The sequence below is a fragment of the Bacillota bacterium genome, from assembly GCA_030019365.1.
In the GTDB taxonomy this organism is placed as follows: Bacteria; Bacillota; Sulfobacillia; order JACIYH01; family JACIYH01; genus JACIYH01.
This window is the reverse complement of sequence record JASEFA010000002.1, coordinates 252158-271267: the sequence shown is the minus strand read 5'-3', so window position 1 is coordinate 271267 and position 19110 is coordinate 252158. Positions and strand designations below refer to the sequence as shown.

Annotated in this window: 16 protein-coding genes and 1 riboswitch; of the genes, 11 read left to right on the top strand and 5 right to left on the bottom strand. The window is 69.0% G+C overall.

Annotated elements, in window-relative coordinates; genetic code table 11:
- Positions 1-55 precede the first annotated feature (55 nt).
- Positions 56-224, top strand: a riboswitch (cyclic di-AMP (ydaO/yuaA leader).
- A 155-nt stretch (positions 225-379) separates the two neighbouring features.
- A complete protein-coding gene (locus tag QME70_04555) occupies positions 380-1642 on the top strand; it encodes an NAD/NADP octopine/nopaline dehydrogenase family protein (GenBank protein MDI6893876.1) in 1263 nt (420 codons plus the stop codon).
- Positions 1639-3309 carry a cobalamin B12-binding domain-containing protein gene (locus QME70_04550; GenBank protein ID MDI6893875.1) on the top strand — a complete coding sequence of 557 codons (1671 nt, stop codon included), beginning with the start codon at positions 1639-1641 and terminating at the stop codon, positions 3307-3309. Before QME70_04555 ends, QME70_04550 begins: the two co-directional genes overlap by 4 nt.
- Before the next feature lie 120 nt (positions 3310-3429).
- Here QME70_04550 and QME70_04545 read toward each other — a convergent pair whose 3' ends face one another.
- Both QME70_04545 and QME70_04540 read right to left on the bottom strand, forming a co-directional pair.
- Complete coding sequence (locus tag QME70_04545; protein ID MDI6893874.1) at positions 3430-4584, bottom strand: DUF4872 domain-containing protein; 1155 nt, start codon at positions 4582-4584, stop codon at positions 3430-3432.
- Positions 4585-4622: 38 nt separating this feature from the next.
- Positions 4623-5606: an EamA family transporter gene (locus QME70_04540; protein MDI6893873.1), complete on the bottom strand. Its 984-nt coding sequence runs from the start codon at positions 5604-5606 to the stop codon at positions 4623-4625.
- A 132-nt stretch (positions 5607-5738) separates the two neighbouring features.
- On the opposite strand from QME70_04540, the gene QME70_04535 reads away from it, so the two are divergent.
- From QME70_04535 to deoC, 9 genes are all read left to right on the top strand, one after another.
- Entirely contained in the window at positions 5739-6824 is a 1086-nt protein-coding gene (locus QME70_04535) for an Ldh family oxidoreductase (GenBank protein ID MDI6893872.1), read from the top strand.
- Positions 6825-7129: 305 nt separating this feature from the next.
- Positions 7130-8392, top strand: a complete 1263-nt coding sequence (larA, locus tag QME70_04530; GenBank protein MDI6893871.1) for a nickel-dependent lactate racemase — start codon at positions 7130-7132, stop codon at positions 8390-8392.
- A gap of 101 nt (positions 8393-8493) precedes the next feature.
- Positions 8494-9600 (top strand): BMP family ABC transporter substrate-binding protein, encoded by a 1107-nt coding sequence (locus QME70_04525; GenBank protein ID MDI6893870.1) that lies wholly within the window; start codon positions 8494-8496, stop codon positions 9598-9600.
- A complete protein-coding gene (locus tag QME70_04520; protein ID MDI6893869.1) occupies positions 9601-11220 on the top strand; it encodes an ABC transporter ATP-binding protein in 1620 nt (539 codons plus the stop codon).
- Positions 11217-12335, top strand: coding sequence for an ABC transporter permease (locus QME70_04515; GenBank protein ID MDI6893868.1), 1119 nt, complete (start codon positions 11217-11219; stop codon positions 12333-12335). The genes QME70_04520 and QME70_04515 overlap by 4 nt, the downstream gene beginning before the upstream one ends.
- A complete protein-coding gene (locus QME70_04510; protein ID MDI6893867.1) occupies positions 12332-13246 on the top strand; it encodes an ABC transporter permease in 915 nt (304 codons plus the stop codon). The genes QME70_04515 and QME70_04510 overlap by 4 nt, the downstream gene beginning before the upstream one ends.
- Before the next feature lie 95 nt (positions 13247-13341).
- Positions 13342-14775: a pyrimidine-nucleoside phosphorylase gene (locus tag QME70_04505; GenBank protein MDI6893866.1), complete on the top strand. Its 1434-nt coding sequence runs from the start codon at positions 13342-13344 to the stop codon at positions 14773-14775.
- A 55-nt stretch (positions 14776-14830) separates the two neighbouring features.
- Complete coding sequence (locus QME70_04500) at positions 14831-15241, top strand: cytidine deaminase (GenBank protein ID MDI6893865.1); 411 nt, start codon at positions 14831-14833, stop codon at positions 15239-15241.
- Entirely contained in the window at positions 15228-16022 is a 795-nt protein-coding gene (gene deoC, locus QME70_04495) for a deoxyribose-phosphate aldolase (GenBank protein ID MDI6893864.1), read from the top strand. The genes QME70_04500 and deoC overlap by 14 nt, the downstream gene beginning before the upstream one ends.
- 141 nt (positions 16023-16163) lie before the next feature.
- Here deoC and QME70_04490 read toward each other — a convergent pair whose 3' ends face one another.
- The 3 genes from QME70_04490 to QME70_04480 are packed head-to-tail and all read right to left on the bottom strand — an operon-like array spanning position 16164 to position 18791.
- Entirely contained in the window at positions 16164-16433 is a 270-nt protein-coding gene (locus tag QME70_04490) for a hypothetical protein (GenBank protein ID MDI6893863.1), read from the bottom strand.
- On the bottom strand, positions 16397-16939 hold the full coding sequence (locus QME70_04485; GenBank protein MDI6893862.1) for a hypothetical protein: 543 nt from the start codon (positions 16937-16939) through the stop codon (positions 16397-16399). Before QME70_04485 ends, QME70_04490 begins: the two co-directional genes overlap by 37 nt.
- Before the next feature lie 49 nt (positions 16940-16988).
- Positions 16989-18791, bottom strand: coding sequence for a sigma 54-interacting transcriptional regulator (locus QME70_04480; GenBank protein ID MDI6893861.1), 1803 nt, complete (start codon positions 18789-18791; stop codon positions 16989-16991).
- Between the last annotated feature and the right edge of the window lie 319 nt (positions 18792-19110).

The following is a 19110-nucleotide window of genomic DNA, read 5'->3' as shown; positions in this document are numbered from 1 at the left end:
GGTGATATGTTAGCCTGTGGTAGAACCGAATAATGCTTGGTTGGCTCACGGCCAATCCGCTTGATCGCTGAATTCCCCGCCAGGGGAAACGGGGGAACCAGACCAACGGGGCGAATCTCGTCCGGGCCCGGCACCGGTCCGACCGGTGCGGGTGAAGGCGAGACGGGTCACACTCTTTCGATCCGAGCCCGGCAGCTAACCTCGTAAGCGTGGAAAGAGGAGGTGGGTTGGGCCGGGCAACCGTGCCGCCCGACGGGAACGCTTCTCTGCGAGGGGCGTGACTAAGCGAGGCGAGCCTGATGCCCGACCCAGGATGTACCTCCGGGTCGGGTTTTTCCACCTCCAGAGCCGGTGCCACCAGGCCGAGGAGGTGTTTCGTTTGCCCACAGAAGTTCTTGCCGCGCGAGGATACCCCGGGTGGGTGCCCTTCGCCGTCCTGGGAGCGGGCAACGGGGGCCAGGCCATGGCAGCCCACCTGGCCAGCCAGGGGTGGGACGTCGTCCTGTACAACCGGAGCCCCGACCGTGTGCGGGAGCTGCTCGAGCGCGGGGTGCTCACTGTGTCTGGCGCCGTGGATGGCCGCATACCGGTGAGGCCCTGCGCACGGCCCGACGGCGGCCGGGGCAGCCGGTTGGGGGTCGCGCCGGGCAGCGAGCCGGGGCGCGTGTGGAGCAGCCGCATGAAGGGTGCAGGGATGAGTGCCGCCGGGGGCCGGCCAGGAACCGGGACGGTATGGCTGACGGGGTCGCCGGCCGAGGCAGCCCGGGCGCGGGTGCTCATGCTGACAGTGCCCGCCACCGGCCACGCCGACCTGGGGCGCGGCCTGGCGCCCCACGTGCGGGAAGACCAGGTGCTGGTGCTGAACCCCGGCCGCACGTTGGGTGCCCTGGAGATGGAATGCGCGCTGCGGGCCGGTGGGTGCCGCGAGTTGCCCGTGGTGGCGGAGGCGCAGACCCTGCTGTACGCCGCCCGCGTGGCGGGGCCGGGGCACGTGCACATCTTCAGTATCAAGCAACGGGTGCCCCTGGCGGCCCTGCCCGCCTGGCAGACGCCCCGGGTGCTGGCATTGCTGCGGGAGGCTTTTCCCCAGTTCGTGGGCGCGGAAACGGTGCTCCACACCAGCCTGGACAACATAGGAGCCGTCTTCCATCCCGCACCCGTGCTGCTCAACCTGGCCCGGGTGGAGGCGGGCGATCCCTTCGACCACTACCACCAGGGCATTACCCCGGCGGTGGCGCGGGTGCTGGAGGCCCTCGATGGCGAGCGGCTGGGCGTGGCCGCCGCCCTGGGGATCGCCCTGCCCACGGCGCGGGAGTGGCTGCATCAGGCCTACGGGGCCCACGGCCCGGACCTGTATCGGGCGCTCCAGAACAACCGCGCCTACCGGGGCATCAGGGCACCCGATGGCCTGGACACCCGGTACGTGTGGGAAGACGTCCCCACCGGCCTGGTGCCCCTGGTATCGCTCGGTGAATTTGCGGGTGTGCCCACGCCCACCATGAGGAGCCTCGTCCACCTGGCCTCGCTGGTGCACGGCGTGGACTATTTCCATCACGGTCGCACCCTGGCCCGCATGGGGCTGGACGGCATGGGCGTGGCGGACCTGCTGAATTACGTCCGCGAAGGGAGGGAAGCGGCATGAACCGTCCGGCTGTGCTTGCCGCCACGCTGGGGGATTGCGTGCATGTGGCCGGCGTCTTTGCGTTCCTGGGGCTGGCCGAAGACCAGGGGTACCGGTGCCACTTCCTGGGCTCGGCCCGTTCCCCCGAGGAGGTGGTGGAAGCGATCGCCCGGTACCGGCCCGACCTGGTGGCGCTGTCGTACCGGTTGACCGCTGAAGCCGCGGGACGGCTGCTCGCCGACCTCAAGGGGATGCTCGAGTCCAAAGGACTCCTGCCGGGGAGGATGGTGTTCGGCGGAACTCCGCCCGTGGTAGAGGTGGCCGGGGAGACGGGGCTCTTCGAGCGGACCTTCGACGGGTCGGAGGGGGACGAGGCGGTGATCGCCTACCTCAAGGGCCTCCGGGGTACGGGCCGGGTGGAGCGGCGGGACGGGGAGGCATCGTTCCCGCAGACCCTGCCGGAACGGGTGGTCCGGCAGGCCCCTTACCCCCTCATCCGGCACCACTTCGGGTTGCCCTCCCTAGAGGCCACGATCGCGGGTGCCCGGCGCCTGGCCGAGGCCCGGATGCTGGACGTGATCTCCATCGGGCCGGACCAGAACGCCCAGGAGAGCTTCTTCCGGCCTCAGGAGATGGACCCCCGCCAGGACGGCGCCGGCGGCGTGCCGGTGCGGCGGCCCGAGGATTTCGCCGCCATCTATGCGGCCTCGCGGTGTGGCAACTATCCCCTGGTACGCTCGTACAGCGGCACCCGAGACCTCATCCCCATGGCCCGCCTGCTCAAGAGCACCATCAACCTGGCCTGGGGTGCCGTGCCCCTCCTGTGGTACAACGTCCTGGACGGCCGCAGCGGCCGGTCGCTGGGGGAATCCATCCGGGAGGCTCAGCAGGCTATGCGCTGGCATGCCCGGGAGGGTATCCCCCTGGAGGTGAACGAGGCCCATCACTGGAGCCTGCGGGACGCCCCCGATCAGGTGGCGGTGGCCGCTGCCTTCCTGGCCGCGTACAACGCCAGGAAGGCCGGCGTCACCCACTACGTGGCCCAGTACATGTTCAACACCCCGCCCGGGACCACGTTCCCCATGGACCTGGGCAAGATGCTGGCCAAGGTGGAACTGATCGAGTCCCTGCAGGACCGGCACTTCACGGTCTACCGCCAGACGCGGACGGGGCTGGCCAGCCTCCCCGTGGACATGAACCTGGCCAAGGGACAGCTGGCCTCCTCCACCATGCTGCAGATGAGCCTCCGTCCCCACATCGTCCACGTGGTGGCGCACTGCGAGGCCCACCATGCCGCCACCCCGGAGGACATCGTCGAGGCGGTGGGGATAGCTCGTGGCGTCATCCGCAATGCCATCCACGGGCTACCCGACATGACCCGCGACCCGGCGGTGCAGGGGCGCAAGGAGGAGCTGCTCGAGGAAGCCCGGCTGCTGCTTGACGCCATCCGGGACATCGCCCCGCCCGGTACCGCCGACCCCTGGGCCGATGCCGCCACCCTCACTCTGGCCGTACGCATTGGCCTGCTGGACGCTCCTCACCTGCGGGGGAACCCGGCTGCCGGCGGCGCCGTGCGCACGTGCATCGTGGGGGGTGCCTGCCGGGCCGTGGACGAGGAAGGCGCTCCCCTGCCCGAGAAGGTGCGCATCGCCCGCCTGCTGGCCGGAGGCCGTCGCGCCGCCACCTGACGCTGCCCGCGCGGTCCGCGCCGCCAGCTACGCCGCCCACGAGGGGCGCCCTCCGCCTCCCCACCCGCGGGAGAGTGGGGACTACCTGCCCCGATGCAGGACTGCCAGTGGCGCGGGTGATCAGATGGGGGCGACTAGTGTGAGGGCCTCTTCTTCGCGGGAGGCCACCTCCAGCAGGATGTCCGCAACTCGCCGGAGGGCGGCGGCCACCGCGGGCTGAGCCGGTGGTCCCGCGGTCGGCTCGTCGGGAGGCAGGCCTTCAGGGGTGCAGCCTTCAGCGGGCAAGCCGGGTTGGCCCCCTGCCGGGTCGCTACCGATGGCCAGCTCGCGGAACACGGTCGCTGCCTCGCTCCAGAGGGCGGCGGCCATTTCCAGTTCGGTGATGGCCCTGAGGGGTATTGCGGGCTCCAGGGTGCGGGCTTCCCGCAGGAAGGCCGCATACATCCGCCGGAAGGCGCTCCCGCCTGTCCCCCGTTTCTCAATCATCTGGTAGGCGTAGCGGCAGCACCACGCGAAGTCGGGGGCGTCCGCCCAGGAGGGTAGGGTGGCGGCCATGGCACGCAGCCCGGAAATGCCGTAATGCTGCACGCCCAGACGTGCGAGCTCAGGGGGCGGAGGGGCCTGCAGGTAAGATCGGGCGCAGGTGGCCAGGGCGGACCGCACCGCGCGCGGCAGCACCCCTTCGGGTATGGTGGACCGCGGCACCGGAGTCCACTGGCCGTCCACGGGGAAGGGCGGGGCCAGGGAGTGCATGGCCCGGCGGAAGTGGGCGTACGGGACTTCCTGCAGGTCCGGCCAGGCAGTATCCGCCAGCAGCACGCTGCCCGCCGCGCCCCGGCCGGGCGAGCCGGCGGGCGCCGGGCTGGTGCCCGTGTCGATTGCGGGCAGGTATCCTGCTGCGATGACGGCGTGTCCCCCGAAGTGGACGCTGGAGGTGTAGTAATCGAGGTAGTAGAGATCGGTCAGGGTCAGGATGGGTGTGCCTGCGTCTATGTACTGGCACAGCTCTTCCCAGGGCAGAGGAGCATTGCGCCAGGAGAAAGGGGTGCCCAGGTGCAGGAAGAAGTGGGGTTCCAGGTAGGGGGCACGCGCGCAGAATCCGTGAGAGGGTGAGAGAGCGGGGGCTGCCAGGTACGCGAAGCCCAGCCCCGCCCCCAGCCCGAAGCACATGGCCTCCGAAAGGACGACGCCGGCGCAGGACTCGGCCAGGTCACGCAGGGCTGTGGAGCCGCAGTGAGCGCCCGGCCGGTGAACAAACCCGGTGACGGTGGGCACGGTGGCCTCCCTCCTTTAGCAGGGTAGTCCGGCGGGTGCTATCCCGGCGCGTGGGGACTCTGTTCGCCGGCCCGGGGCAACTCCCCTGCCTTTCGCTCCAGGCTCACCAGGCAGATGGCGCCCAGCACCACCGCCATCCCCGCGCCCTGGGCGAAAGTGAGGTGTTCCCCGAGTACCAGCCATCCCAGGAGCGTGGCCACCAGGGGTTCCACGGTGAGGAGTATGGAGGCCGGGGCGGCCTCCACCCGGGCCAGGCCGTATGTTACCAGGAGGAAGGCGACCAGGCCGGGGCCGAGGGACATGAGGAGGATGGCCCCGGCGGTGGCGCCCGTGACCGGAGTCCCGGCCAGGGCCCGGGAGGTGACCCCGACGATGGGGGTCACCAGGCTGTTGAGCAGGGAACGCATCACTAGGAGTACGGGGAGCCCCAGCAGGGGCCCCCACACCTGCACGGTGGCCGGGGAGTAGGTGCCGGACAGGCGCCGCAGCACGAGCAGGTTGACTGCGTAGAAGAATCCCGATCCCAGTCCTGTGAGCAGGGCCAGGGGTGTGACGGAGCAGGCGGTCAGCGTCCCGCGGGGAAGGACCCCGGTCACCAGGCCCAGCCCCACGATGCTGAGGCCGAGCGCGATCACCTTGGGCGGCGATAGCTTTTCCTTCAGAAACAGCCGGGCCAGCAGGGCGACGAAAAGCGGGGCGGTGTAGTTGAGCAGTACCGCCACGGCCAGCGGCGCCCCCGCCACCGCGAGGATGAACATGGGCTGGGAAGTGCCCGGCCCGGAAATGCCCGACAGGAGGAAATAGCGCAGGTCGCTGCGCCGGACCGACAGCAGGCGGGGTCGTATCAGGGCCACACCAGCGGAGAGGATGATCAGGGAGCAGGTGGTTCGGACAGCAGCTATGTCGAGGGGATGCCATCCGCGGGCATCGAGTGCCCGCACGAAGAGTCCCGTGGTACCCCACGTGATCCCGCCCAAGAGGAGCGCCAGGCAGCCGAGAACGTGTCCCCCAGATGTGACCACGGCTATTACGGTATCAGAAACACTCCCCCGCTCGCAACTGGTGCGTGCGATGCAGGGAGAGGGGCAGGGTGCGGCCAATATGACATGTCAATTGTGTCCTTCCGGCAGGGCAGGGGCGGCGGAGGGTTGAATGTGGCAGGGCACGCAGGAGGCACCGTCTACCGGATCGAGGCGGAGAAACTGAAGGAATTCTGCCGGAGCGCTTTTCGGAGGGCGGGGACCAGCGAAGAGCACGCCTGGCTGCTGGCGGATGCCCTGGTGGAAGCGGACCTGAGGGGCGTCGAGACCCACGGCTGTTCGCGACTGGGGATGTACGTGGAGCGCATGGGGACGGGGTCGATCAACCCCCGGCCCCGCCTGCGAATGGTGAGAGAGCATGGAGCCACCGCGGTGCTGGATGGTGACCGGGCCATGGGCCAGCTGGCCACCTGGGAAGCCATGGGGAGGGCGATGGACCTGGCGGAGATCCACGGCGTGGGAGTGGTGGCGGTGCGCGACAGCGGTCACGCGGGGGCACTGGGATACCCGGCGGCGCGGGCGCTGGTACGGGACATGATCGGGTCCGTGACCACCAACACCGGCCCGCTCATGGCCCCCTGGGGCGGGGCGAGGCCCGTGCTGGGGAACAATCCCTTCGCGATGGCCATCCCGTCCGACGCCGGGTTCCCGGTGGTCCTGGACACTGCCCTGAGCGTGGTGGCGCGTGGTCACATCATCATGGCGGCCAGGCGGGGGAAGCCCATACCCGAGGGCTGGGCCATCGACCTGGAGGGGCGTCCCACCACCGATCCCGAGGCCGCCCTGCTGGGATCGGTGTTGCCCATCGCCGGGTACAAGGGGTACGGCATGGCCCTCATGCTGGAGATCCTCACCGGGGTGCTGGCCGGAGGCACGTTCGGCTCCGACGTGGGTCGCTTCGCGGGCGGGGACCCACGGCGCCCGGTGGATATGTCCCACCTGGTGGTCGTCCTGCGGGTGGCGAGTTTGATGGACGTGGCCGAATTCCGGGCCCGGGTGGCGCGGCTGCTCCAGCAGGTTAAGTCCAGCAGGCGCCCCGATACCGCCGGCGAGGTGCTGGTACCGGGTGAGCGGTCCTGGCGCAAGCGGGAGCGGCGACTGCGGGAGGGGATACCCCTGGAAGAAGCCACGGCGGTCATCCTCAGGAAGGTGAGCTGCGACCTGGACCTGGAACCGCCGGCCCTCGAGCCTCTTTCCTGACAGGGGGCCGCGGGCGGGGCAGAGGGGCCGCCCGGTTTGGGCTGCTGAAGCAGCCCCGGCCCCTGTACGAGCAACTGCAGAGATCCCCCGCTGGACAGGCCCGCTTCTTCACCATCGTGACGGGGATCTGGTGGCAGGTTCGGGCGCGGGCCCCGGAGGTGGCCCTGGAGGACCGGGAAGCCTGACCGCCGAAAGATGTGGGGGCATCAGAACGCGCGGCCGAAGGGGGACCTCGCCACCGGGGAGCCCTCAGGCGGCTCGGCAGGCCGCGGGGGCTCGACCGCACGCGTCTTGGGGGGTTCTACATGGAGTTGCGGTATGGGTCGGGGACGGTGAGGCTGGAGCTTCCGGCGGAGTGGAAAGTCGAGGAGGTGGCGTTCCGCCGGTATCCCGCCGAGGCCGACCCGGTGGGGGCCATCCGCCGGGCCCTGGCCGACCCGGTGGGCACGGCGCCCCTGCGGGAGATCGTGCGACCCGGGGAACGGGTGTGCATCCTGGTCAACGACAGTACCCGCAAGGCCCGCAGCGAGCTGATCCTTCCCATTCTCCTGGAAGAGCTCAACTGGGCCGGCGTACGGGATGAAGATGTTTACCTGGTGTTCGCCACCGGCAGCCACCGCCGGGTGGGGCGCGACGAGATGGCCGCCCTGACCGGGCCGGAGGCGGCCGCCCGGGTGGCCATGTTCAGCCACGACTCCCACGATGCCGGCATGCTCACCTTCCTCGGCATCACGTCTCGGGGCACGCCGGTTTACATCAGCTCCCGGGTGGTGGAAGCCGACCGCCGCATCCTGACCGGGAGTGTGGTGCACCACTGGTTCGCCGGCTTCGGAGGCGGGCGCAAGGCCCTGGTGCCAGGGGTGGCCGGTTACGAGACCATCCGGCGCAACCACGCCCTGATGCTGGATCCCGCCTGCCGCACGGGGGTGCTGGACGGCAACCCGGCAGCGGAAGACATGTTCGAAGCGGCCCGCCTGGTGGGGGCCGACTTCCTGGTCAACACGGTCCTGAATCCGGAGGGCGATATCCTGGGTGTGTTCGCCGGGGATATGGATCTTGCCCACCGGGAGGCCTGCCGCCTGGCCCACCGGGCCTTCGCCGGTTACCGGGCCGGTCCTGCCGACCTGGTGATCGCGTCCTGCGGGGGATGGCCCAAGGACATCAACGTCTACCAGTCCCATAAGGCCCTGGAGAACGCCGCCCTGGTGTGCCGCCCGGGTGGGGTCATCATCCTGGCGGCCGAGTGCCGAGAGGGCGTGGGGTCGGAGAAGTACTGGGAGTGGGTGCAGAAGTACTCCACCCTGGCCGAACTGGAGCGGGCCATCCGGGAGGAGTTCGTCCTGGGCGGGCACAAGGCGTGGGCGGTGGCGCGCATCACCGCCCGTCACCCGGTGGTACTGCTTTCGGCGCTCAAGCCGGCCATGGTTTCCCGGCTGGGGTTCGCACCCGCCTCCTCAGCGGAGGAGGCCCTGGCAGCCGCACTGCGCCACCTTCACGCAGGCGGTGTCGCCGGCACCCCGCGGGTGGTGGTGATGCCGCAGGCCGGGCTCACCGTGCCCCTGGCCTGACCTGCTGGGGTCGGGCAGCAGGATTTTGCCTGACGGATGGGGAACATTCCCTTCCCTGGCAAGAGGTCCGTCGATTCCACGAAGAGGGGGGTCTGGTGGGGATGGCGTGGCGGAGGCTCCTGGTGGTCGGGTTGGTGCTGTTCTTCGCCGTGGCGGGGGTGGGCGCGGGTTGCGCCAAGAAGGAAGCGCCGGCTCCGGCGCCCGCGCAGCCCGCTCAGCCCGAGAAGCCCAAGCCGCTGCGGGTGGGTCTGGTGTTCGACATCGGCGGGCGAGGCGACCTGTCCTTTAACGATGCGGCCTATGCGGGCCTGGAGAGGGCTCAAAAGGAGTTCGGAGACAAGACCGGGACCAAGTACCTGGAGCCGTCTGCAGGCGGTGAGAACCGCGAGCAACTGCTGCGCCTCCTGGCGGAGGACAAGTACGACCTCATCTTCGGCGTCGGTTTCATGTTCACCGAGCACGTGGCCAAGGTGGCCCAGGAGTTCCCCAACACCAAGTTCGGGCTGATCGACGGCTTCATCGACAAGCTCACCGACTCGTCGAACATCTCCTGCCTGCTGTTCAAGGAGAACGAGGGGTCCTTCCTGGTGGGGGCCGCCGCTGGCCTGAAGACGAAGACGAACAAGATTGGCTTCGTGGGCGGCATGAAGATCCCGCTCATCGAGAAGTTCGAGGCGGGCTACATCGCCGGCGCCAGGTACGTCAACCCCAGGGTCGAGGTGTTCAGCGAGTACATCGGCACGACGGGTGAGGCGTTCAAGGACCCGGTGAGGGGCAAGGAGCTCGCCCTCTCCCAGATCAGGAAGGGTGCCGACATCGTGTACCATGCCTCGGGTGCCTCCGGGATCGGCGTAATCGAGGCATGCGCTGCTCAGAAGAAACTGGTCATCGGCGTCGACTCAGACCAGTCCCTCACCGCCAAGCCTGAGCAGCGTCAGTACGTCCTTACCAGCATGCTCAAGCGGGTGGACGTGGCCGTCTACGAGACCATCAAGGCCGCCCTGGAGAACAAGTTCAAGGGCGGTTACCAGGTGTTCGGGGTGGCTGAGGACGGCGTAGGCTACGCCGTGAACCAGTACAACCAGCAAATGATCAAGGACATCCAGGATAGGCTGGAAGACCTGAAGAAGAGGATCATCAGCGGCGACATCAAGGTTCCCGCGGACAAGAAGGAGCTGGCCGAGTTCGAGAAGACGCTCCCCAAGTAGATGGCGTTCCTGGAGCTCAGAGAAGTAACGAAGCGTTTTCCGGGGGTAGTGGCCAACGACCATATTTCCCTGGAAATCGACAGGGGCGAGATCTACGCCCTGGTGGGCGAAAACGGGGCCGGCAAGAGCACCCTGATGAAGGTGCTGGCCGGTCTCTACCAGCCGGATGCCGGGGAAATCCGCCTGGATGGCAGGCGGGTGGTGATCGACAGCCCCCGGCGCGCAATTGAACTGGGGATCGGCATGGTGCACCAGCACTTCATGCTGATCCCTCGTTTCCCTGTGCTCGAGAACATCGTGCTGGGATCCGAGCCGGCCCGGGCGGGAGTGCTGCGAGAGCGGGACGCCCGGCGGCTGGTGGAAGACCTGTGCCGGCGCTACGAGTTCGCCCTGGACGTGGGGGCGCGGGTGGGCGACCTGTCGGTGGGTCAGCAGCAACGGGTGGAGATCCTCAAGGTTCTCTACCGGGGTGCCGAGATCCTGATCCTGGACGAGCCCACCGCCGTGCTGGCCCCCCAGGAAGTGCGCGAGTTGTTCCTGAACCTGTGCAACCTGCGGGAGCAGGGCAAGACCATCATCTTCATCAGCCACAAGCTGGATGAGGTGCTGGAGATAGCCGACCGCATATCCGTCCTGCGCCGGGGCGTGCTGGTGGGCACCGTGCGCAGGGAAGAGACCGGGAGGGCGGAGCTGGCCCACATGATGGTGGGCCGGCCCGTCCTCTTTGAGCTTTCCCGCGGCTCCTATCGCCCGGGAGAGGACTGCCTGGTGGTAGAGGACCTCACCGTGTCCGGCCCGGGGCGACGGCCGGCGGTGCGGGGTGTGAGCCTGCGGGTCAGGGCGGGGGAGATCTACGGGATCGCGGGGATAGAGGGCAACGGCCAGTCCGAGCTGGTGGAGGCCCTCACCGGATTGCGGCGGGCATCCGGGGGGCGCATCCTGGTGCACGGCCACCCCGTGGGCGACGGGAAGGTGCGGGGGATGCGGGAGCAGGGCCTGGCTCACATCCCCGAGGACCGCCAGCGGCGGGGGCTCATCCTGGCCATGACCGTGTGGGAAAACGGCATCCTGGGCCTGCACCGGAGCTTGCCTTTCGCCCGCCGGGGATGGCTGCAGGTGGCGCCCATAAGGAAACACGCCCAGAGTCTGGTGCGGGAGTTCGACATCCGCCTGCCCGGGCTGGACATCCCGGTGCGCAACGTGTCGGGAGGGAATCAGCAGAAGCTCATCCTGGCCCGCGAGTTGGGGCGCGAACCCACCCTCATCGTGGCCTCCCAGCCCACCCGGGGCCTGGACATAGGGGCGACGGAGTTCGTGCGCCAGCAACTCCTGCGGGCGCGCGACCGCGGCCGGGCAGTGCTCCTGGTATCGGCGGACCTGGAAGAGGTGCTCTCCTTGAGTGACCGGGTGGGCGTCATGTACAACGGGGAACTGGTGGCCGAGTTCCGGCCGGACCAGGTCACGCCCGAGGAGATCGGCCGCTACATGCTGGGCGGGCGCGCCCGCGCCGGCGTGCCCGGGTCGTCCGGCGGGGAGGCGTCGGGCGGGGACGCGCAGGGCGGGGCGGCGGGGCGCGGAGGAGACCGCACGATGACGGGGACGGGCGGGGAGATGGGATGAGGAAGCGCTACCGGTACCTGGCCCTGGAGATGGCCTCGCCCCTGGTGGCCATAGCATTCGCGGTCCTGGTGGGCGCGGTGGTGATGGGTGCCATCGGGAAGAACCCGGTGGAGGTTTACCGCATCATGTTCACCTTCGCCTTCCGGCGGCTGGACAGCGTGGGCATCATCCTGTTCGGTGCCACCCCCCTCGTTTTCTCCGGCCTGGCCGTCGCCATCAGCTTCCGGGTGGGGCTTTTCAACATCGGGGTGGAAGGGCAGTACCTGATCGGCACCTTCCTGGCGGCACTGACGGGTTTTGCCCTCAGGGGGTTGCCATCTTTCATCCACCTGCCCCTGGTCATCGCCATGGCCGCCCTGGGTGGGCTGCTGTGGTCCCTCCTGCCCATATACCTCAAGGTCCGGCGCGGGGTGCACGAGGTCATCACCACCATCATGCTCAACTACATCGCCTTCTCCCTCATCCACTACCTGATCGCCGACGTATTCATGGATAAGCAGCAGGGGCTCATGCCCGGCGTTGGCAATCCCCTCATCCGGTTACCGAAGATCGCGCCCAGCGCCCTCATGCCCAGGATGCACGGATTTCTTGCCCTCTTCGGAGTGGACCTGCCCAGGCACGTGTACCTGAACTGGTTCTTTCCCCTGGGCCTGCTCCTGGCAGTGGCCGTCCACTACCTCATCTGGAGGACCGCTTTCGGATACGAGTTGCGGGCCGTGGGCCACAACCCCGCGGCTGCGGAGGCGGCCGGAATCCAGCCCGCTTCCGTGCAGACGAAGGCGTTCCTGCTGAGTGGCCTCATCGCCGGCATGACCGGGCTGAGTGATCTCCTCTCGTATTTTGGGTATATGGACCTGGACTTCCCCAAGGGGTACGGGTTCACGGGGATCGCGGTGGCCCTGATGGGCAAGAACAGCCCCCTGGGGATCGTGCTGGCGGCGCTGCTATTCGGGTTCCTCAGCCGGGGAGCTGAAGGGGTGCAAACCTTCGCGGCGGTGCCCATGGACACGGTGGTGATCTTACAGGGAGTAATGATCCTCAGCATCGTGGTGGCGTCGGCCGTCATGGGCCGCTACATCCGCCGCCAGGAACGGAAGGAGGCGCTGGGGGCCTGATCGTGAGCGAGCTCGTGGCTTCCGCCATCCGCATGGGACTGCCGGTGCTGCTGGCCGCCCTGGGCGCCGTCTACTCCGAGCGCAGCGGCGTGGTCAACATCGGCCTGGAGGGGATGATGATCACGGGGTCGTTCTGGGGCGCGGTGGGGGCTTACTACGCCGGTCCGCTGGCCGGGATGGCCCTGGCGGTGGTGGCGTCCGTGCTCATGGCCCTGGTGCATGCTGGGGTTTCGGTGACCTTCCGGGTGGATCAGATCGTGAGCGGGGTGGCGTTGAACATCCTGGCTTACGGCGCCGCGCGCTTCTCCAGCATCACCCTCTTCCAGAAGGCCACCATGAGCCCCCACGTGCAGGGTTTCACACCCATCAGCATCCCCGGCCTCGATCAGATCTCCTGGCTGAAGCCCCTGGTGAGCAACGTCTCCCCGCTGGTGGTGGTGGGCCTGCTGCTGGTACCCTTCAGCTACTGGCTGATCGAGAAGACGGTCTTCGGGCTGCGCCTGCGCTCGGTAGGGGAGAATCCCCTGGCCGCAGACACCCTGGGCCTGAAGGTTTTCCACCTCCGCTACGCGGGAGTGCTGCTGAGCGGGGTGCTGGCGGGTCTGGCCGGAGCCTACCTCTCGGTGGAGCACACCGGCATGTACGTGGAAGGGATGACCCAGGGCAAGGGGTATATTGCCCTGGCCGCCATGATCTTTGGAAACTGGTCTCCCGTGGGGGCCATGGGGGCGGCCCTGCTGTTCGGGCTGGCGGAGTCGCTGAGTTTCCGGGTGGTCGAGAGCGCGGTGGTGCCCTACCAGTTCATCAAGATGATCCCTTACGTCCTGACACTGGTCGTGCTGGCCGGCATGCTCAAGCGGACCACGCCCCCGGCCGCGGACGGCATCCCTTACGAACGCGAGGAAGCCTGACGGGTCGGCTTTCCCTACGAGCGGGAAGAAGACTGACGTTCCCCGACGCCGGGGGAGGGGGGTACCCGCTGCCGGGGGAGAGGGGGTATTCACTGGTGCGGGCCGTGGACCTGATCCTGAAGAAGAGGGACGGGGGCACGCTGTCGCGGGAGGAACTGGACTTCCTGGTTCAGGGTTACGTGCGGGGGGAGGTCCCCGACTACCAGATGGCCGCCTTCCTGATGGCGGTGTGCTTGCGGGGCATGGAACCCGGCGAGGTGGCCGACCTCACCATGGCCATGGCGGACTCGGGCGACCGCATGGACCTGGGTAGCATCCCCGGCATCAAGGTGGACAAGCACAGCACGGGCGGCGTCGGCGATAAGACCACCCTGGTACTGGCCCCCCTGGTGGCCGCTGCCGGGGTGCCGGTGGCCAAGATGTCGGGCCGGGGCCTGGGCCACAGCGGGGGGACCCTGGACAAGCTGGAGTCCATCCCCGGGCTGACGGTGGACGTACCCCCGGAGCGCTTCCTGGAGCAGGTGCGCCGCATCGGCCTCGCCGTGGTGGGGCAGGGGCGCCGCCTGGTCCCCGCCGACGGCAAGATGTATGCCCTGCGCGACGTGACCGGCACCGTGGACAGCCTGCCCCTGATAGCCTCCAGCATCATGAGCAAGAAGATCGGCGCCGGCGCCGACGCCATCGTGCTCGACGTCAAGACGGGCAGCGGCGCCTTCATGAAGGATTTCGAATCCGCCCTGGCCCTGGCCCGCACCATGGTCGACATCGGGGAGAGGGCCGGCCGTCGCACCCGGGCGCTCATCACCAGCATGGACCAGGCCCTGGGCCACGCGGTGGGCAACGCCCTGGAGTTGCGGGAGGCGGTGGCCACTCTGGCCGGCGGGGGTCCCGCCGACCTGAGGGAGCTATGCCTGGTGCTGGGCAGCCACATGCTTGTCCTGGGCGGAGTCGCCCGGGACCTGGCCCAGGCGCGCTCGCGCCTGGACGAGTTGCTGGAGTCGGGGGCAGCCCTGGCCAGGTTCCAGGCCATGGTGGAGGCCCAGGGGGGCGACCCCCGGGCCGTGCTCGCGCCCGGCGTTTCCGGGGGGGCCGACGCCGGCGTGCGCGACGGGGACCTGCTTCCCGTTGCCCGGTACGTCCACCTGCTCCCGGCCGATGTCGATGGGTACGTCACCCGTGTTGACGCCCTGCTGGTGGGCCGCGCGGCCATGCTGCTGGGGGCGGGCCGGGCCAGGAAGGATGACCGCGTTGACCCTGCGGTGGGCATCGTCCTCCGGCGCAAGGTGGGCGATCCCGTGCGGCGGGGAGAGCCACTGGCGGAAGTGCACTACAACGACGCCGACCGCCTGCCGGCCGCCCTGGAGCTGTTGGAGCACGCCTATCGCATTGAGGGACAGCGGCCGCCGGTCCCACCCCTGATCCTGGCCCTGGTCACCGCCCAGGGCGTCGAGCACTACCGTGCCGGACCACAGCGCGCGCGACCGGGATGCGGCGCCGGCTTGACGAAGGGAGATGTTGGCCGTGAGTGATAAGGCCGGGGCTCCGGCGCCGGGTGGGGCGGTGGAAGGCGGGTCTGCGGGGACCATCTCCGACGGGGAACTGGTGGCACGGGCTACGGAGGCCCGGGAATGGGCCTACGTCCCGTACTCAGGGTTCGCGGTGGGGGCCGCCCTGCTCACCCGGTCGGGTGAGGTGTTCACCGGGTGCAACGTCGAGAACGCATCCCACGGCCTGACCGTCTGTGCCGAGAGGGTGGCCATCTTCAACGCGGTGTCCCGGGGCCAGCGCAATTTCGCTGCCCTGGCGGTGGTGGCCGACACGGAGGGCGTGTGCTCCCCGTGTGGGGCCTGCCGTCAGGTGATGGCGGAGTTTGGGGACTTCCGCGTCATCATGGCCAACGTGAGAGGTGACCGGAGATCCAGTTCCGTGGCCGAGCTCCTACCCGCTGCCTTCGACTTCCCGCCCACGGGAGGCGCTGCCCATGACGCCCGCTGAACTGGCTGCCCGCATAGACCAGACCCTTCTTGCCCCCACTGCCACCCCGGCCCAGGTGGAGGCCCTCTGCGCGGGGGCACTGAGGCACCGCTTCCGGGCCGTCTGCGTGAGCCCGGCGTATGTGGCTCTGGCCGTGGAGCACCTGGAGGGAAGCCCGGTGCGCGTATGCACGGTGGCGGGATTCCCCCTCGGCACCGTCACTCTGGCGTCCAAGGCGCGCGAGGCGGAGGAAGCGGTGCGCGCCGGGGCCAGCGACGTGGATATGGTGATCAACATCGGCCGCCTCAAGGCCGGTCAGCTCGACTACGTGCGCGACGAGATCCGCGCCGTGGTGCGGGGCGCCGCCCGCGCCGCCGTTGGCGCCGCGCACCGCGCGCCCGTTGGCGCCGCGCACCGCGCGCCCGGCGACGCCACCAGCCCCCCGCCGGGTGATGCTGGGCACCGCGCCTTTGGCACGGGAGGCGCCACCGCCGAGGGGATCGTGGTCAAGGTCATCATCGAAGCCTGTTACCTAACGGACGAGGAGAAGGTGGTGGCCTGTCGCCTGGCGGAGGAGGCCGGGGCCCGCTTCGTGAAGACCTCCACCGGATTCGGGCCGGGCGGTGCCACGGTGGAAGACGTGCATCTGATGCGCCGGGCGGTGGGTGACCGGCTGGGCGTGAAGGCCTCGGGTGGCATCCGCACGCTGGCCCAGGCCCTGGCCCTGCTTGGGGCCGGCGCCGATGTGCTTGGCACCAGTTCCGGCGAGGCGATCATGGCCGAACTGGTTTCGCATACGTAGGGGCAGCCGGCCGGCCGCCGGGCGGGCAACCGGTCGCCTGCTGGGCAGGCTGTTCCGCTGAGTGGCGGCCCCCGCAGGGAGGTTCCTATCGATGGGGTGGAGTTCCGATCGTACCCGGAGTGATTTCGCCCTGACCCGGCACTAGATGTCGCGGCGGGCGAAGCAGCGGATGGCCAGCGCCACCATCGCGGCGGTGTAGAGCAGCGCGTACACGATCATCCACACGCTGGGCTCGGACAGGCTGCCCAGGGGGCCCAGCTGGCGCACGGCCATGAAGGGGTCCCCCGACGACCCGGTGAGGACGGCTACGATCTTGCGGTAGAGGGCGTCGGAGGGGAGGATCAGGCTGGACACGATGCCCAGGCGCTGCATGGTCAGGTTGTCGATGAGGGCACCCACCTGCTCCGCCATGCCCCCCACGAAGGCCACCACGTAGAGGCCGAGCACCGCCATGCCGTTGGCCCAGTGGGTAGGGATGTGCTCCCCAGCACGGTCACCGCCAGCAAGGCGAGCGGGGTCAGGCAGAAGAGGGCGAGGGCGCCGGGCTCCCCGGTAGTGCTCGTGCCCGTGTAGTGCCGCACGATCGCCAGGATGGCCCCGAAGTACAGGGCGGCGTACAGGGCGAGCAGGGCGCCCAGCCCGGCGTACTTACCCCCGATCACGGCGGCCCGGGAGAGCGGGCGGGTCACGATGGTCTGCAGCACTCCGTTCTCCAGCTCCGTGGAGACCACGCCCACAGCCGAGAATATGGCCAGGAAGGCCACGATGAAGTTCCCGAAGAACAGGCCCAGCACCAGGAGCTGGGTCCCCAGGACCGAGGCCGTCAGCTCCCGTTCTATGGGCGAGATCTGCCGGGCGGCCGCGCGCACGCCCAGGGCAAACAGTACCAGGAAGACCACCGTCAGGATGAGGGTCAGGAGCAGGGCGGAAGCTCGAGAGGCGAACGCATCGCCGCACCCGAGTGCTTCATCCCGATGCCTGGCGGGTGACGCGTGCGGTGGCGCGCAGCTTCCGGTACAGGCTGGCCCGGCTGATCCCCAGCTCCCGGGCGGCCTGCTCCACCGCCGTGCTGCCCGATCCGTAGCGGGAGAGGCAGGTTTGGATCAGACTGGCCTCAAAGCGGCGCACCTGCTCGCGCAGGGTGCCATCGGCCACCGCCGTCGTGTGCCGGCGCAGGCGCGGTGGCAGGCTCTCCAGGGTGATGGTGGGCCCCTTGGCCAGGTGGACGGCGTACTCGACGGTGTTCTGCAACTCCCGCACGTTCCCCGGCCAGTCGTACGCCAGGAAGGCGTCCAGGACGGCGCGGCTGAATCCGCTCACTTCCTTGGGCACGAGCCGCCGCTGGTTGTCGAGGAAGTACTCGGCGAGGAGCGGTATGTCTTCGCGCCGCTCGCGCAGGGGCGGTACCTGGAGGGGGATGACGCTCAGGCGGAAGTACAGGTCCTCGCGGAACTCGTGGTCGTGCATCATCTGCTCCAGGTCGCGGTTGCTGGCAGCGATGACCCGCACGTCCACCGGGATGGGGTGGGTGCCCCCCACCCGTTCCACCACGTGATCCTGCAACACGCGCAGGAGCTTCACCTGCAGGTGCAGGGGCATATCGCCGATCTCGTCCAGGAAGATGGTGCCACCGCTGGCCAGCTCGAACTTGCCCGGCTTGCCCTCGCGCTTCGCCCCGGTGAATGCACCCCCCTCGTACCCGAACAGCTCGCTCTCCAGCAGGGTTTCCGGGATGGCACCGCAGTTCAGCACCACGAAGGGGCCGGACGCCCGCGGGCTGGCGGCATGGACGGCGCGGGCGAACATCTCCTTGCCGGTGCCGCTTTCCCCGCAGATGAGGACGGTGACATCGCTGGCCGCCACCTGCATGGCCTGTTCTTTCATGCGCAGGATGGCGGGGCTGGTGCCCTTGATGTCGGCGAAGGTGTATCCCGGGAGGGTGTCGGTCATGCTGCGGACCAGGCGCCTCACCTCGGAGAACGCCCGGAAGGTGGCCACCACCCCCTTGACGACGCCCTCCACGCGGACGGGCAGGGCGGTGACCAGGAAGTGGGTGGGCCGGGGCCGCTGGTAGATTTCCTCGCGCTCACGGTACTCCTGTCCGGTGGCGAGCACGGTGAGCATGGGGGAATCCGGCCACAGGGTGGAGAGGTGCTTGCCCAGCAGCTGCCGCCGCGGCAGCCCGATGAGCACCTCGGCCGAGCGGTTGCAGTGGGAGATGAAGCCGGACTCGTCGATGGCCAGGACGCCCTCGCCGATGCTCTCCAGGATGGTGGCAAGCTGGCCCGAGGTGATGCTCAGCCTGGTCATGGCGTGATGTTCCCGGACCTTGCTGGCAAGCAGCTCCGCCATGCGTTGCAGGAATTCCAGCATCTCGCGCTGCTTGCCCAGCAGGATTTCCCGCTGGGCGGCGGTCATGGCGGAAAGACCCAGCACCCCGACCACGCGGCCGTCCACCACGATGGGACAGCAAATCTCGGCCTGCTCTTCCGTCTCCCCGGTGAGGGAGCGGGGGTCGTACGTGGGGTCCGAAGCGGGATCCTCCACCACGAAGGACTGTCCCGTGCGCAGCACCCGACCGTACAGGAAGCCGGCCGTGGGGTCGCCGCCTTCCTCGTTACCACCGATGCGCTGGCGGTACTTACCGGTGCCGGCCACCACGGTGATCCGGTCGTCCACGATTTCGGTTTCCACGCCCAGGGCGGCAGATACCGCCTCCGCCACCTGCTGCGCTGTCTCCTGAATCGATAATAGATCCGACCCGGGCAACCCGGCCCCCACCCCCATGGCGGGCATGTGCGCCGCATTCCCGCCCGCCTACCAGCGCGGCAGGCACGTGCGTTGCGGTCCCGGCCGCCCCCCGCGCGGCGGTTCCCGGCCCGTTGCAGTAGTTAGTTCGCTCTGGAGTGCCAGCCATCCTGCCCACCCCGGCGGGGGGCGGAGAACGCACGGTCAGCGGACTGACCGTGTAGGCGGGAAGACTGTCAGGGCACTGACACTGACGCTGGTTATGTGGTAACATTTGGTAGAGTCAGCAATACGCGGTTGACGGAAATCGCGCGTGCGATCTTTATGTTAACGCTGCAGA